Consider the following 14847-nt stretch of genomic DNA (forward strand, 5'->3'; position numbering starts at 1 on the left):
AGGAAAATGTCAAGAATTGGTAAAGCAATTATAACAATTCCAGCTGGAGTTACAGTCACTGAAAACAACGGTGTCGTAACTGTAAAAGGAGCAAAAGGAGAACTTTCTCAGGAGCTTACGGCAGGAATTACTTTAGAACAAAAAGATGGTGAGCTTAATGTAAACAGACCATCTGATTCTAAGCAACACAAAGCGCTTCACGGTTTATACAGAGCGTTGATCGCTAACATGATCGTTGGTGTATCAGAAGGTTTCGAAAAGAAACTAGAACTAGTAGGGGTAGGATACAGAGCTTCTCACACAGGTCAAAAACTTGAGTTGGCTTTAGGATTCTCTCACGGTATCGTATTAGAACTTCCAAGTGAAGTAAAAGTTGATACATTGACTGAAAAAGGTAAAAACCCAATTATTACTTTAGCGTCTCATGACAAGCAACTTCTAGGAATGGTTACTGCAAAGATCCGTTCTTTCAGAAAGCCTGAGCCATACAAAGGAAAAGGTGTAAGATTCGTAGGAGAAATTGTTAGACGTAAAGCTGGTAAATCTGCTTAATAAATTATAAGTATTATGGCATTAAGTAAATTAGAAAAAAGAATAAGAATCAAAAGAAGAGTAAGAGGGAAAATCTCTGGTTCTTCTGAATTGCCAAGATTATCTGTATATAAAAGTAATAAGGAAATTTACGCTCAGTTAATCGACGATAAAAATGGTAAAACTTTAGCATCAGCTTCTTCTAGAGAGAAAGGGGTAGACGCTAAAGGTACTAAGACTGAAATTTCTGCTGCTGTTGGTAAAGCTATCGCTGCTAAAGCGGTTGCTGCAGGAATCGAAAGTATTGTATTTGACAGAAACGGTTTCGTATACCACGGTAGAGTAAAAGCTCTAGCTGATGGAGCGAGAGAAGGTGGACTTAAATTCTAATCATTAAATTTCGGAAAATATGTTAGGACTAGATAATATAGAAAGAGTAAAACCGGGAGGATTAGAATTAAAAGATCGTCTCGTAGCTGTTAACAGAGTAACAAAAGTAACTAAAGGAGGTAGAGCTTTCGGATTTTCTGCTATTGTTGTAGTAGGTAATGAAGAAGGTGTTATCGGTTTTGGTTTAGGAAAATCTAAAGAGGTTGCTTCTGCAATTGCTAAGGCAGTTGAAGACGCTAAGAAAAACCTTGTTAAAGTTCCAGTAATGAACCATACTATTCCTCACCAAACGACTGCTAGATACGGTGGTGCAGATATCTTCTTAAGACCTGCTTCTCACGGTACAGGACTGATCGCCGGTGGTGCGGTAAGAGCGGTATTGGAATCTGCTGGTATTCACGATATCCTTTCAAAATCTAAAGGATCTTCTAACCCTCACAACGTGGTGAAAGCTACTTTCAAAGCGTTATTGGATATCAGAAGACCTGAAGAGATCGCTAGAATGAGAGGAGTTTCTCTAAGTAAAGTGTTTAACGGTTAATATTAAAACAATGGCAACAATTAAAGTAAAGCAAGTAAGAAGCGCTATTGGTAGAACAAAAACCCAAAAGAGAACGCTTGAAGCATTAGGATTAAAAAAACTTCACCAAGTTGTAGAACATGAAGCTACTCCTTCTATCTTAGGAATGATAGCGGCAGTTAGTCATTTACTTGAAGTTCAAAAATAATTTTTAAAAAGAGAAATTAAAATGAATTTAAATAACATAAAGCCTGCTGCAGGATCTACTTTCAATTCAAAAAGAATTGGTAGAGGTCAGGGTAGTGGAAAAGGAGGTACTTCAACAAAAGGACACAAAGGTCAGAAAGCGAGAGCTGGTTATTCTCAGAAAATCGGTTTCGAAGGTGGACAGATGCCTTTACAAAGAAGATTACCTAAATTCGGATTCAAAAACGTAAACAGAAAAGAGTTTAGAGGAGTTAACCTTGATACGATCCAAACTTTAATCGAGAACAAATCCATCACTGGAGAGATCACGAAAGAAGTTTTAGTAGCAAACGGGATAGTTTCTAAAAACGAATTAGTGAAAATTATGGGTAGAGGAGAATTGAAATCTGCGGTTTCAATCTCTGCTGACAAATTCACTAAATCTGCTGAAGAGCTTATTGCTAAGGCAGGTGGAAAAGCAATTACCTTATAATACTTACTAATGAAAGAATTTATACAAACACTTAAAAATATATGGAGCCTAAAGGAATTAAGAGATAAAATTCTCTTTACGTTAGGTATTATCCTTGTGTATAGATTCGCATCTTATATTTCACTTCCCGCAATTAACCTTGCAGAAGTGGGAGATCTCTTAGAGCATTATAAAAATCAAGGCGGTAACAAGCAAGGAGCAGGTCTCCTTGGCTTGCTTTCGTCGTTTACGGGGGGAGCTTTCAGCCACGCTTCCGTAATGGCGTTGGGAATTATGCCTTATATTTCTGCTTCTATTATTGTTCAGTTGATGGGAATGGCTATTCCTTATCTTCAGAAGCTTCAGAAAGATGGAGAGTCAGGTAGAAATACATTGAACCAAATTACAAGATGGTTAACGATCGGAGTTTGTCTGGTACAGGCACCTTCTTACTTAACTTCTATTACTCAATTATTCTTACCGTATGCTCAGTTCCAGTCTGCATACTATGTAGAGCCCAATTCTATCATGTTCTGGTTACCAAGTATTGTTATCCTGGTTGCCGGTTCAGTATTCGCAATGTGGTTAGGTGAAAAAATTACCGACAAAGGAATCGGAAATGGTATTTCCATCCTTATTATGGTGGGGATTCTTTCAAGATTACCTGAAGCATTCGTACAGGAAATGGCCGTGCAGAATGGAAAAGGAGGAATGGGATCTATCATGATCCTTATTGAAGTATTGTTCTGGATGTTGGTTGTTCTTTTAGCAGTGATACTATCTGTAGCTGTTAGAAAAATTCCAATTCAGTATGTAAGCAGAGCTCAAGCAAGAGGAGGTGTAAACAGAAATCTTATGCAGGGAGCAAGACAATGGATTCCATTGAAAGTGAATGCTGCTGGTGTAATGCCGATTATCTTTGCTCAGGCATTGATGTTCGTACCAGGATTATTAACAAAATTCGATGAGTCTAACACTTTTCTTGCAGGTTTCAAGAATGTTTTTAGCTGGCAGTACAATGTATTGTTCGCGCTATTGATTATTATCTTCTCATTTTTCTATACTGCGATTACAATTCCGGTGAACCAGATGGCTGATGATTTGAAGAGAAATGGAGGTTTAGTACCAAAAGTAAGACCCGGGAAAGAGACCGCTGATTATTTAGATGATATTTTATCAAAAATTACCTTGCCAGGTGCAATTTTTTTATCTATCTTTGCAGTCCTTCCAGCAATTGTGCATGGAAGCTTTGTTCAGACAGATGCATTTGCCCTGTTTTTCGGGGGAACATCACTATTAATTATGGTGGGAGTAATTTTAGATACTGTTCAACAGATTAATACGTATCTGCTGAACCATCACTATGATGGCTTAATGCAGTCTAAATTATCAAGAACGACTGGATATTAATTTATGGCAAAACAAAAACATATTGAACAAGATGGCGTGATCGTGGAAGCACTTTCGAACGCCATGTTCCGTGTAGAGCTGGAAAATGGGCATATCCTTATTGCTCATATCTCCGGCAAAATGAGAATGCATTATATTAAACTTTTACCTGGTGATAAGGTAAAACTAGAAATGTCTCCCTATGATTTGACAAAAGGGAGAATCACATTTAGATATTAAACAATAGCCAAATGGAACACGCATTCCATTTGGCATTTGTTAAAAAATAAATACTATCAAAATGAAAGTAAGAGCATCAATTAAAAAAAGAAGTGCTGATTGCAAGATTGTACGCAGAAAGGGCGTGCTTTTCGTAATCAACAAGAAGAACCCAAAATTTAAACAAAGACAAGGTTAACATTAAATTATGGCGAGAATTGCAGGTATTGATTTACCAAAAAACAAAAGAGGTGTTATCGGTTTAACTTACATCTATGGAGTAGGAAGAAGTACTTCTTCTGAAATCCTTAAAGCTGCCGGTATCAGCGAAGACAAGAAAGTCAACGAATGGAATGACGATGAATTGGCTGCAATCAGAACATATATCTCTGAAAACGTAAAAGTAGAAGGAGAATTGAGATCTGAAGTGCAATTGAACATCAAGAGATTGATGGACATAGGATGCCAACGAGGAATACGTCACAGACTAGGATTACCTTTAAGAGGCCAGAGAACGAAAAACAACTCTAGAACACGTAAAGGAAAGAGAAAAACTGTTGCTAACAAGAAAAAAGCTAGTAAATAATCGTTAGGAATTATGGCAAAACAAACTAAAGTAGTTAAAAAAAGAAAAGTAAAAGTAGAGGCAATTGGTGAAGCTCACATCCAAGCGTCTTTCAATAATATTATTATTTCTTTAACAAATAAAAACGGAGAAGTAATTTCTTGGGCATCTGCCGGTAAAATGGGATTCAGAGGTTCTAAAAAGAACACTCCTTTCGCTGCTCAAATGGCAGCTGAAAATTGCTCTGCTGTAGCTCACGAAGCTGGATTAAGAAGAGTGAAGGTGTTTGTGAAAGGTCCTGGTGCAGGTAGAGAATCTGCCATCAGATCAATCCACAATTCAGGAATTGAAGTTAGCGAAATCATTGATGTGACTCCAATGCCACACAATGGATGTAGACCACCAAAAAGAAGAAGAGTTTAATTTTTAGAATTTACCCATTATGGCAAGATATATTGGACCTAAAACTAAGATTGCTAGAAAGTTTGGTGCTGCAATCTACGGAGATGATAAAAACTTCGAAAAAAGAAAGAACCAACCGCCAGGACAACACGGTCCTAACAAAAGAAGAGGTGCTAAAAAATCAGAATACGCAGTTCAGTTGGCAGAAAAACAAAAAGCTAAATATACTTACGGTATCTTAGAAAGACAGTTTGCTAACTTATTTGATAAAGCACACAGAAGTAAAGGTGTAACAGGTGAAGTTCTATTACAACTTTGTGAATCAAGATTGGATAACGTAGTATACAGACTAGGTTTTGCTAAAACCAGATCTGGTGCTAGACAATTGGTTTCTCACAGACACATCACTGTGAACGGAGAAATTCTTAATATCCCTTCTTACTTGGTTAAAGCTGGTGATGTAATCGCTGTAAGAGAAAAGTCTAAGTCTCTTGAAGTTGTTACCAATGCATTGGCTTCTAAGTCAAACTATGAGTGGTTACAATTCAACGATGAGAAGAAAGAAGGTACTTTCGTTTCTGCTCCTGAAAGAATCCAGATTCCGGAGGACATTAAGGAACAGCTTATCGTCGAACTTTACTCTAAATAATTTTTTAATCAAATTTTTGCTCAACCCAATAATATGGCAATTTTACAATTCATAAAACCCGATAAAGTAATTTTACTTAACTCTGATGAATTTAAAGGTCAATTTGAATTCAGACCTTTAGAACCAGGTTTCGGGCTTACAATCGGTAATGCTTTGAGAAGAGTGTTGCTTTCTTCTCTGGAAGGATACGCTATTTCATCTATCAAAATAGAAGGTGTAGAGCACGAATTTTCAACTATTCCAGGAGTAATCGAAGACGTTACCGAAATTATTCTTAACCTTAAGCAGGTGAGATTAAAAGCTGTAGCAGAAAACCAGTCTAACGAGCAGGTAGTTGCTAAAGTTTCAGGTCAAACGGTTATTACTGCTGGTGATTTAGGAAAGTCTATCAATGGATTTGAGGTTCTAAACCCAGATTTAGTGATCTGCAACCTAAACAGTGATGTAACTTTCGAAATTACTTTCAATATTGAAAAAGGTAGAGGCTATGTTCCTTCAGAACAAAATAAGTCAAACAATGCACCGGTAGGTACTATTGCTATTGATTCTATTTTTACGCCAATCAAGAAAGTACAATACAGCATTGAAAATTATCGTGTAGAGCAAAAAACAGACTACGAAAAACTTGTATTAGATATAGAAACTGACGGGTCTATCAGCCCTCAGAATGCTTTAACTGAAGCTTCGAAGATATTAATTTATCACTTCATGCTATTCTCTGATGAGAGAATCACTTTGGAGACTGAAGCTGTAAAAGCATCTATCCAATACGATGAAGAAACTCTTCATACAAGACAACTTCTTAAGTCTAAATTAGCAGATATGGATCTTTCTGTAAGAGCCCTAAACTGTCTAAAAGCAGCTGAAGTAGAAACTCTTGGAGAGCTGGTTTCTTACAGTAAGTCTGATTTGATGAAATTCAGAAATTTTGGTAAAAAATCTTTGACAGAACTAGAAGAATTAGTGCATTCAAAAGGTCTTAACTTCGGTTTCGACGTTGCAAAATATAAGTTAGACGCTGATAAATAATTAATAATGAGACACGGTAAAAAATTCAATCACTTAGGAAGAACAGCTTCTCACAGAAGTGCTTTACTTTCTAATATGGCTTGTTCTCTAATTGAGCATAAAAGAATCAACACTACTGTAGCTAAAGCTAAAGCTTTAAGAGTATATGTTGAGCCTCTATTAACAAAAGCAAAAGAAGATACTACACACAACAGAAGAGTAGTATTCTCTTACCTTCAAAATAAATTTGCGGTTGCTGAATTATTCAGAACTGTAGCTCCTAAAATCGCTGAAAGAAACGGTGGTTATACAAGAATCATCAAGACAGGATTCAGACCAGGTGATGCTGCTGATACTGCTCTTATCGAATTAGTAGATTTCAACGAGCTTTACAACCCTAATGCTGAAGAGAAAAAAGCTACAAGAAGAAGCAGAAGATCTACAACTGCAAAAAAAGCTGAAGCGGTAGTTGCTGAAGCGCCTGCAGTAGAAGAGAAAGTAGAAGAAGCTAAAGCTGATACTACTGAAGAAAAAACTGAAGAATAATATTCATTCAGATACAGATAAAAAACCATCCGGATTCCGGATGGTTTTTTTATTGTGCTTACAGGTTTGAAAATAATTAAAGCAGACAAAAATGATCTGCTGAAAAAGACTTAATGTCCCTCAAATAAAATGTCCCTCAATATTGAAGGACATTACTGTGTATTTAGATCTTTGTTCTTTTCAGTTCAATAATATTGTTTCCCTGTTCAAGATGAAGGCTGTCTCCTTTTACCCTTGCTGTCATATCATCTTTCTTATAGATCGTTTCATCACCTTTAGTCTCAGATTTTGGAAGAGTAAAGGTTTTTTTATTGCTGGTAATCGCTACAGTACTTTCCTTAGGATCATTCTTAAAAATTACTTTTACCAATGTTCCGTCTGTCGCTTTATAAACAAAATCCGTCTTTTCAATTTTCTTGCCGTTGACATCTACTGTTGACGAATTTTGGGTTACAGAATCAATTTTTCCGTTGGTATCTGTAACTAAAGTTTCTGAACTATCTGTTTTGATAATACTTTTATTTCCACTTTCAGTTGATTTTTTACAACTCATTGCTGTTAATAGGAGTACAGTATTTAGTACTATGAGACTTTTTTTCATGATTGTTTAAGTTTAGTATTAAACATGATTTTTATCCTTACATTTACAAAAATCATGCCTTGCAATATGAAAAAAATGAGTAGATATTTATTGTTAATCCTTTTTATGTTTTCAGCTAATTGGGCATTTTCGCAAAAAGCAAATTTTGAAATTAAAGAGGGTCACTTTTTATTGGATGGAAAACCTTTTACGATCCATTCCGGAGAGATGCATTATCCAAGAGTTCCACCTGCCTATTGGAAACACCGGCTGCAAATGATGAAAGCAATGGGACTGAATACGGTCACTACCTATGTTTTTTGGAATTACCATGAAGAATCCCCAAGTCAATGGAACTTTTCAGGAGAGAAAGATTTACGGAAGTTTATAAAAACAGCACAGGAAGTAGGATTATATGTCATTATTCGCCCCGGGCCTTATGTTTGTGCTGAATGGGAATTTGGAGGATATCCATGGTGGCTGCAGAAGAATAAAAATTTAGAAATAAGGAGAAATAATAAAGCTTTTTTGGATGCATGTGAAAAATATATCAACCAACTGGCTAAACAAATTGTTCCCTTACAGATCACCAATGGAGGCCCTGTCATTTTGGTTCAGGCAGAAAACGAATTTGGCTCTTATGTTGCTCAAAGAAATGAAATTCCCCTGGAAGAACACCGAAAATACAGCCATAAAATAAAGGATATGCTTTTGAAAGCCGGAATTTCTGTTCCGCTGTTTACTTCAGACGGAAGTTCTCTTTTTAAAGGAGGAGCTATTGATGGAGCTTTACCGACGGCTAATGGTGAAGGAGATATTGATGTATTAAAGAAAAGTGTCAATGAATATCATAACGGGCTAGGCCCCTATATGGTGGCGGAATATTATCCGGGATGGCTGGATCATTGGGCAGAACCATTTGTGAGAGTTTCTACAGAAGACGTTGTAAAGCAGACCGAAGTATATATAAAGAATGGCATCTCCTTTAATTATTATATGATTCATGGGGGAACCAACTTTGGATTTACCAGCGGGGCCAACTATGATAAAGACCATGACATTCAACCTGATCTCACGAGTTATGATTATGATGCTCCGATTAATGAAGCTGGATGGGCGACTCCAAAATATAATGCTTTAAGAGAAGTCTTTCAAAAGATCAGCAAAGAGCCTCTTGCTGAAGTTCCAAAACCTGCTAAAGTGATCATAATTCCTGAAATTAAATTTTCAAAAATAAGGAGTCTGTTTGATATAACGGATCATCAGAAACCGATAATTAATGATCAGCCTCTTTCCTTTGAAGATCTGAATATCGGACACGGATATGTAGTATACCGAAGAAAATTTGATCAAGATCTGAAAGGGAAACTCGAAATAAAAGGACTGAGAGATTATGCCAATGTTTATATCAATGGCATATGGAAGGGAGAGCTGAATAGAATGAACAAGAAATATGATCTTAATCTTAGCCTCAAAAGAGGAGACCGATTGGAGGTTTTGGTGGAAAATATGGGGAGGATCAATTACGGAGCCAATATTGTTCATAATTTAAAAGGCATTATCAGTCCCGTAACCATCAACGGAGCTGATATTTCCGGGAACTGGGAGATGCTTCCACTGCCTTTTGATGTCTTTCCAAAATCTGTCTATCAATCGAAAAATATAACCGATCATTCTCCGGTGATTCTGGAAGCTGAGTTTAGTCTTAGTGAAACGGGAGATACTTTTCTGGATATGCGAAAATTTGGAAAAGGAATCGTTTTTATTAATGGAAAAAATCTGGGAAGGTATTGGAGTAAAGTTGGTCCCCAACAAACCTTATATGTACCGGGTGTCTGGCTGAAGAAAGGAAAAAACAGGATTCAGATTTTCGAACAGCTTTTTGAGAAGACTACCTCTGTAAACAGTATTGATCACCCGATTCTGGATGAGCTTATCAAGTGATCCTATCCTTTCTGATAATAGAATTGATGTTAATTGAATATTAATTAGATTTTATTGTGAATTGTTTTTGTTTTTTAAGGTTTTGGAATGAAAAATTGATTAAATTTAATACAGATAAAGACTAAACCATTTGTGAACTCAGATTTTAAAATTTACACAAAAGTGTAATTGATTCTGGTTTATTTTCTGCTGAAATTTGTTTCAAACAAAAAAGAACATGAGCATTTCCATAGCCATAGTAGAAGATGAGAAGAACTACAACAATGCGTTGAAGAAAGTGATCAATTACCAGAATGATATGAAGGTAGTGGCACAGTTCTTTGACGGAAATGAGGCTATGAATAACCTTGTTGATATTTCTCCGGACGTTGTGATGATGGATATCCAGCTTCCGGATATGCTTGGCATTGAAATCATAGAAAAATTACGGAAAAATATGCCCGATACACAGTTTATCATGTGCACCAGTTTTGAGGATGATGAAAAGATCTTCAACTCTTTAAAAGCCGGAGCCATGGGATATCTTGTGAAAGGAGAAAGTATGGATAAAATTCTTTCTTCCATCCGGGATGTATACAACGGTGGCGCTCCCATGAGTTTTTCCATCGCACGAAGGGTCTTACAGCACTTTGAGAAAAAACTTCCTGAAATTAAAGGGTTTGATGAACTTACAGAGCGTGAAAAAGAAATTCTCGAACTTCTTTCACAAGGACTTTTATACAAAGAAATTGCCGATCAAAAATTTATAAGTATTGATACAGTCAAAAAACACGTGGGTAATATCTACCGAAAATTACATGTCAACAACAAAGTTGAAGCCATCAATAAACTTAACCAATTTAAAAACTAAGATATGAAAGGATTTAATTTTTTAATTTTTTTATCAATTATCATTTTTATAACAGGATGTAAAAAGGAAAAAGATAAAACAACAGATGACGGGAATACTACTTTTTCAGCAAAAGTAGCAGATACAATAAAGTATTCTGCGGAAGCTAAAGGAAATAAACTGACAGGTATTATAAAGCTCCACAAGAAAGCTGGGCCAAAAATTTTTACTGCAGATCAATTGGATAATTATCTAGCAGGAGAATTTATCTATCACGCAGAAAGAGGAACTTTAATGAAATTAGGGAAATCTACAGGCGAAAAGAAATATTTGGATACATATGATATACCTGTGTCGACTTTTCAAATTCTGTATGATCATAAGCCTGATGAAAGTGTTGGATTAAAGTTATATTTTGTAGAACTTGATAAAAACTATGGATTAATAAACGTTCCGCCTCATTATAGGAATTTTCTCTATATGATAGCCGTTCCTGTAGATACGGATGGAGATCCCGTAGGGAGCAACAATAAATATGTAGTCTTTAATCTATCTAAGGATTTTGATATCAATACCTCCACAATAAAAGATGATGAATATGAAAGGTTAATAAAGTATTTTAGTGGTAACAACAGTGAAATTTATAGTTCTTTAAAAAGTTACTATTCACGGAAAGGTAAAGGAAATACAAGTTCTATCTTTTATTCCTGGGGTGATGTACGGGACAATATCAACAAGTTTTGTCATAACAATAAATATGATAGTATTAAATTTAAGTTAGCGGAAATTATAGGAATAAACTCTATTAAGTATTATATAGATAAGCATCCCGAACTTGAATTAGATGAGGATAAATATAAGCTTGCCTATAGTAGCAGAGAAAAACAGTTAACCATAGTGGGAGAGTTTTATCTGACAAAAAATGTCAATGGAATTAAACAAGCAATGAGTTCAGATAAATATTTTGATATGGGGTCACTATATCCATAAAAATGTTTATTCAGATATTATATATTGCAGTACTCTTTATCGATACGGTAAAGTCTATAGTTTTAGCTGGAAAGAAAGGTCTTTCCAGCCAAAACTTTTTTGCAGTGTTCTTATTGGTTTCTCTCTGCCTGGAGCTTTATGGACATTATAAGATTTATATAGGAGAATATAATTTTGCTTCCCTGTTTAATTATTACAGTATTTTCATAATTCTATTTTTCTACAGGTATTACGCTAAAATCTTACCAGGGAAATTAAAAACAGTTTCTTTATATGTAGTTATTGCTATACTTGCATATATTGTATTGTTTATAAAATTTTACGGAGAAAACTATGAAAATGAGCTTGGGATCTTAGTTTGTTTCTATTTTATTATCAATGCCCTTGTCTGGTTCTACATGAGACTTAAAAATTTTGATGATTTAAAAATTATTGATGATCCCCATTTCTGGGTGTCCTGTGGGCTGCTTTTTTGGAGTATTTTTTTTCTTTTCAGATCTATTCCCATGTTTTTTCTTCAAGATAATGATCCTGCTTTTCTATACATTTTAAAGATGATGCAGTATGGTGTAAATATTGTCATGTATGGAATGTTTTATATCGCCTTAATGAAATTTGAAAAAGTGCAACTTAAAAAAACGTTATGAAACAATTACCGGATACAATTAGATTAACCTATATTATTGCTGTAATTCTGTTAATAACATTTGTTGTATTTATTGTTTTAATTGTCATTTTGTATAATAAAAAACAGCTTTTCTTTATTCAGCAACAGCAGCTCAAAGATGCAGAATATCAAAACCAGCTTCTCCAGAAAGAACTCGAAAAACAAAAATCACTAGAGCAGGAAAGGGAACGTATTTCTCACGATATGCATGATGATCTTGGAGCGGGAATTTCCGCGTTGAAACTTCAGGCAGAATTCCTAAAACAGAAAGCCGGAAATGATGACCTGCAGAGCGATATCGATGAACTGCTGAAAACGTCAGAAGAAATGAATATTTCCATGCGGGAAATGCTTTGGAGCCTGAACTCAGGCAATGATACATTGGGAAGTTTTATAGAGTATGCCATACGGTATACCGATAATTTTTTGAAGAAAACCAGAATAAGCTTATGGTCTGAAAATATTGATAGCATAGCAGACACCTCTATTTCTACAGAACAGAGAAGAAACCTGTTTCTATGCTTAAAAGAAGCAGTCAATAATGCTTACAAACACAGCAACGCAGATCTCCTAAAACTTTCATTCTCTCAACATAAAAATGTTTTCATTATGAAGATTTCAGATAATGGGACCGGGATTCCCGAAGGAAAACCGGAAGGAAATGGGCTCCGAAATATGAAAAGACGAATGAACGAGTTTGCAGGTGAGTGCAGTATCTTATCTGAAAATTCAGGAACTTACCTGGTCTTTAAAATAACACTTTAAAAAACAGCATGTACTTATCATAATGCTGTTTTTTGTTTACAACTTAACTTTGGTTATCTGAAATTGTTTGTCTCAACAATCAAAATATAAGATAGAGCTGAATTAAAGGCAATTCAGCTCTATTAGTTTGTTATTACATATTTACGTGATAACAAACTTCAACACCGTTAATGTTAGCACATACTCTAAGGCAGGTTGCAGGTTCAAATGCTTCAATTTTAAACTTTACATCAACGTTAACAGATTGGGCCTCTTCAGTACCGATTTTTTGAATAGACTCACTGAGGATTTGTTCAATTAAGGCCCTTCCAAATGAATCAGCTGTGTGTACAGACTTTTTATGGTCATCAATGTACTTCCTAGAAATGTTTGACATAATTTTAGTTTTTTTTTACCTACTCTTTCAAACTGCAGTTTTCGGCTTCCCTGATTATGATTACACAAAAATCATAACACAACAAAATTGAAACATTTGGAATTTCAAATCAATTACCCTTTTTCGTTATTTTTTATTTTGATAGTATTGATAACAAAATTTAAAATTTAAAAAGCTTAATAATTCAGCTGCATTTTGAAAGAAAAGTATTTTGTAGAAGACAAACCCTTCAATAGGTTTTGACTGTACTATTTTATGAAATTAATCTTAGTGAAGAAAGCATTTTTTGAAATCATTCAAAGAAGATTTTTAATAAGATTTCATGCCATCCGAAATAAAACGAAAGATCTCCTTCTTCTTTTTTATTTTCCATATTATCATTCTTTGAATTAACTAAAATTTAACGTGGAATTATTTCAAAAAGATCACCCTGAAATACCCTTAAAAGTTAAATTTTGATTAAATTTGTCTAAACTAAAAAAATAAAAAATGAGTGCAATTTCTTACATAGAAGCAAGACAGATTTTAGATTCCAGAGGTAATCCTACCATTGAAGTAGATGTATTTACAGAAAGCGGTGCAATGGGCCGTGCAGCTGTTCCTTCAGGAGCATCTACAGGAGAACATGAAGCGGTGGAACTGCGTGACGGAGGTTCAGAATATTTAGGTAAAGGAGTTCTGAAAGCTGTTGAAAATGTAAAAGAAGTAATTGCAGAGAATTTAGTTGGACAGCCGGTTTTCGAACAAAACTATATCGATCAGATCATGATTGATCTTGATGGAACGGCCAACAAAGGAAATCTTGGGGCTAATGCAATTCTTGGGGTTTCTTTAGCCGTAGCAAAAGCAGCTGCAGCTGAATTGGGTATGCCTTTGTATAAATATGTAGGTGGGGTGAATGCCAATACACTTCCTGTTCCTATGATGAATGTAATCAACGGTGGATCTCACTCTGATGCTCCTATTGCGTTCCAGGAATTTATGGTAATGCCGGTAAAGGCAGATTCTTTCTCCCACGCATTGAGAAAAGGAACTGAAATTTTCCATAACCTTAAATCTATTCTTCATTCAAGAGGTTTATCTACTGCAGTAGGTGATGAAGGAGGTTTTGCTCCAACTTTCAAAGGAACTGAAGATGCGTTGGATACTTTACTTCAGGCTATCGAAAAAGCAGGGTACAAGCCTGGTGATGATGTAATGTTGGCATTAGACTGTGCTGCTTCAGAATTCTATAAGGATGGAGTATATGATTACAGAAAATTCCAAACTCCGGATGCCGCTCAATTCTCAAGCAGTGAGCAGGTTTCTTACCTGGCAGAATTGGCCGCTAAATACCCAATCATCTCTATCGAAGACGGTATGCAGGAAAATGACTGGGAAGGTTGGAAAATGTTAACAGATAAAATCGGTGACAGAGTACAGCTGGTAGGTGACGATTTATTTGTAACCAACGTAGAAAGATTATCAAGAGGAGTAAAAGAAGGAATTGCCAACTCCATCCTTGTAAAAGTAAACCAGATCGGTTCCCTTTCTGAAACAATGGCAGCAGTACAAATGGCTCAGAATAACAAATTCACTTCAGTAATGTCTCACAGATCAGGAGAAACTGAAGATGCTACCATCGCAGATCTAGCAGTAGCGATGAACTGCGGACAGATCAAAACAGGTTCAGCTTCAAGATCAGACAGAATGGCAAAATACAACCAGCTGTTAAGAATAGAAGAAGCTCTTGGTGAAACCGCAATTTTCCCTGGATTAGAAGCATTTAAAATAAAAAGATAATTGAATTTATAAATAACGGCAAGCGATAATTTTTGTT

The 14847-nt window shown here is 35.5% G+C and carries 21 protein-coding genes; 19 read left to right on the top strand and 2 right to left on the bottom strand.

What is annotated here, in order from left to right; translation table 11 throughout:
• Positions 1 to 6 precede the first annotated feature (6 nt).
• The 13 genes from rplF to rplQ all read left to right on the top strand — a co-directional run bounded on the left by rplF (position 7) and on the right by rplQ (position 6877).
• Entirely contained in the window at positions 7 to 552 is a 546-nt protein-coding gene (gene rplF / locus MUW56_RS12655) for a 50S ribosomal protein L6 (RefSeq protein ID WP_292013528.1), read from the top strand.
• Positions 553 to 567: 15 nt separating this feature from the next.
• Positions 568 to 921 (top strand): 50S ribosomal protein L18, encoded by a 354-nt coding sequence (gene rplR, locus MUW56_RS12660; protein WP_047491441.1) that lies wholly within the window; start codon positions 568 to 570, stop codon positions 919 to 921.
• A 19-nt stretch (positions 922 to 940) separates the two neighbouring features.
• Positions 941 to 1462: a 30S ribosomal protein S5 gene (rpsE, locus tag MUW56_RS12665; RefSeq protein ID WP_042721505.1), complete on the top strand. Its 522-nt coding sequence runs from the start codon at positions 941 to 943 to the stop codon at positions 1460 to 1462.
• 10 nt (positions 1463 to 1472) lie between these two features.
• Positions 1473 to 1649: a 50S ribosomal protein L30 gene (gene rpmD / locus MUW56_RS12670; protein WP_029297759.1), complete on the top strand. Its 177-nt coding sequence runs from the start codon at positions 1473 to 1475 to the stop codon at positions 1647 to 1649.
• 21 nt (positions 1650 to 1670) lie between these two features.
• The gene (rplO, locus tag MUW56_RS12675) at positions 1671 to 2120 is read left to right on the top strand and encodes a 50S ribosomal protein L15 (RefSeq protein WP_292013529.1); all 450 of its coding nucleotides are present in this window, start codon (positions 1671 to 1673) and stop codon (positions 2118 to 2120) included.
• 9 nt (positions 2121 to 2129) lie between these two features.
• The gene (gene secY / locus MUW56_RS12680; RefSeq protein WP_002983253.1) at positions 2130 to 3509 is read left to right on the top strand and encodes a preprotein translocase subunit SecY; all 1380 of its coding nucleotides are present in this window, start codon (positions 2130 to 2132) and stop codon (positions 3507 to 3509) included.
• 3 nt (positions 3510 to 3512) lie between these two features.
• Complete coding sequence (gene infA, locus MUW56_RS12685) at positions 3513 to 3728, top strand: translation initiation factor IF-1 (RefSeq protein WP_002983257.1); 216 nt, start codon at positions 3513 to 3515, stop codon at positions 3726 to 3728.
• 61 nt (positions 3729 to 3789) lie between these two features.
• Complete coding sequence (rpmJ, locus tag MUW56_RS12690; RefSeq protein WP_007839480.1) at positions 3790 to 3906, top strand: 50S ribosomal protein L36; 117 nt, start codon at positions 3790 to 3792, stop codon at positions 3904 to 3906.
• 9 nt (positions 3907 to 3915) lie between these two features.
• Positions 3916 to 4293 carry a 30S ribosomal protein S13 gene (rpsM, locus tag MUW56_RS12695; RefSeq protein ID WP_002983260.1) on the top strand — a complete coding sequence of 126 codons (378 nt, stop codon included), beginning with the start codon at positions 3916 to 3918 and terminating at the stop codon, positions 4291 to 4293.
• A gap of 12 nt (positions 4294 to 4305) precedes the next feature.
• Entirely contained in the window at positions 4306 to 4695 is a 390-nt protein-coding gene (gene rpsK, locus MUW56_RS12700) for a 30S ribosomal protein S11 (protein WP_002983263.1), read from the top strand.
• A gap of 19 nt (positions 4696 to 4714) precedes the next feature.
• Positions 4715 to 5323, top strand: a complete 609-nt coding sequence (gene rpsD / locus MUW56_RS12705; RefSeq protein WP_292013530.1) for a 30S ribosomal protein S4 — start codon at positions 4715 to 4717, stop codon at positions 5321 to 5323.
• Between the two features lie 33 nt (positions 5324 to 5356).
• The gene (locus MUW56_RS12710) at positions 5357 to 6352 is read left to right on the top strand and encodes a DNA-directed RNA polymerase subunit alpha (protein ID WP_292013531.1); all 996 of its coding nucleotides are present in this window, start codon (positions 5357 to 5359) and stop codon (positions 6350 to 6352) included.
• Positions 6353 to 6358: 6 nt separating this feature from the next.
• Entirely contained in the window at positions 6359 to 6877 is a 519-nt protein-coding gene (gene rplQ, locus MUW56_RS12715; RefSeq protein WP_292013532.1) for a 50S ribosomal protein L17, read from the top strand.
• Positions 6878 to 7040: 163 nt separating this feature from the next.
• Here the strand turns inward: rplQ and MUW56_RS12720 are convergent, their stop codons facing one another.
• Positions 7041 to 7478 (bottom strand): hypothetical protein, encoded by a 438-nt coding sequence (locus MUW56_RS12720; protein WP_292013533.1) that lies wholly within the window; start codon positions 7476 to 7478, stop codon positions 7041 to 7043.
• 66 nt (positions 7479 to 7544) lie between these two features.
• Here MUW56_RS12720 and MUW56_RS12725 point away from each other — a divergent pair, with 66 nt between their 5' ends.
• From MUW56_RS12725 to MUW56_RS12745, 5 genes are all read left to right on the top strand, one after another.
• A complete protein-coding gene (locus MUW56_RS12725; protein ID WP_292013534.1) occupies positions 7545 to 9401 on the top strand; it encodes a glycoside hydrolase family 35 protein in 1857 nt (618 codons plus the stop codon).
• A gap of 217 nt (positions 9402 to 9618) precedes the next feature.
• Entirely contained in the window at positions 9619 to 10251 is a 633-nt protein-coding gene (locus tag MUW56_RS12730; RefSeq protein WP_292013535.1) for a response regulator transcription factor, read from the top strand.
• A gap of 3 nt (positions 10252 to 10254) precedes the next feature.
• Complete coding sequence (locus tag MUW56_RS12735; protein ID WP_292013536.1) at positions 10255 to 11220, top strand: hypothetical protein; 966 nt, start codon at positions 10255 to 10257, stop codon at positions 11218 to 11220.
• Between the two features lie 2 nt (positions 11221 to 11222).
• Positions 11223 to 11867, top strand: coding sequence for a hypothetical protein (locus MUW56_RS12740; RefSeq protein ID WP_292013537.1), 645 nt, complete (start codon positions 11223 to 11225; stop codon positions 11865 to 11867).
• Positions 11864 to 12652 carry a histidine kinase gene (locus MUW56_RS12745; RefSeq protein ID WP_292013538.1) on the top strand — a complete coding sequence of 263 codons (789 nt, stop codon included), beginning with the start codon at positions 11864 to 11866 and terminating at the stop codon, positions 12650 to 12652. Before MUW56_RS12740 ends, MUW56_RS12745 begins: the two co-directional genes overlap by 4 nt.
• 133 nt (positions 12653 to 12785) lie before the next feature.
• Here the strand turns inward: MUW56_RS12745 and MUW56_RS12750 are convergent, their stop codons facing one another.
• A complete protein-coding gene (locus MUW56_RS12750; protein ID WP_292013539.1) occupies positions 12786 to 13028 on the bottom strand; it encodes a hypothetical protein in 243 nt (80 codons plus the stop codon).
• Positions 13029 to 13517: 489 nt separating this feature from the next.
• Between MUW56_RS12750 and eno the strand changes: the two genes are divergently transcribed.
• On the top strand, positions 13518 to 14810 hold the full coding sequence (gene eno / locus MUW56_RS12755; protein ID WP_292013540.1) for a phosphopyruvate hydratase: 1293 nt from the start codon (positions 13518 to 13520) through the stop codon (positions 14808 to 14810).
• Positions 14811 to 14847 lie beyond the last annotated feature (37 nt).

The organism is Chryseobacterium sp. (genome assembly GCF_022869225.1).
Taxonomy (GTDB): Bacteria; Bacteroidota; Bacteroidia; order Flavobacteriales; family Weeksellaceae; genus Chryseobacterium.